The organism is Vibrio sp. 704, assembly GCF_033339295.1.
Window position 1 is genome coordinate 1 of record NZ_JAWOUH010001051.1, and the last position, 509, is coordinate 509.

The 509-nt window shown below is 46.2% G+C and carries 1 protein-coding gene; it reads right to left on the reverse strand.

The features are described 5' to 3' along the window. Positions 1-509: cytidine deaminase (cdd, locus tag R7R24_RS30595; protein WP_318120701.1), on the reverse strand; the 509-nt coding region annotated here is incomplete at both ends.

The following is a 509-nucleotide window of genomic DNA, read 5'->3' on the forward strand; positions in this document are numbered from 1 at the left end:
CATCGCTTCGACGGCTTGTTGAATCAATGCGTCTTCATCATCACACACAAATTGGTGTTTCACTTCTGCCATCAAACCAGATTCAATACCAAGGTCTGCTGGACCAAAAGCTTCTGGTAAGTATTCATGTAATGACTTTTCGTCGCGCTCAGGTAGCTGAACTTTCAACTCTTTAGCAGTCGACAGTTCGTTCATAAACTGGCGGCAGTGACCACAAGGGCTAAAGTTGATGGTGATGTCTTTGACACCGTGTTCGCCTTTCATCCAAGCGTGGCTAATTGCAGATTGTTCTGCGTGAACAGTTTGGCCTAACTGAACACCAAAGAACTCCATGTTTGCACCAAAGTACAGACGGCCAGACAAGCCGCGAACAATTGCACCAACATAGAACTCAGAAATGGGAGCGTAAGAATATGCAGCGGCAAAAGGAAGTAGAGCAACACGCAGCTCTTTATCTGATAGGCTGGTAGCTGAAAGCAATTGCTCAAACTGCTGCGCTGAAAGAGTAG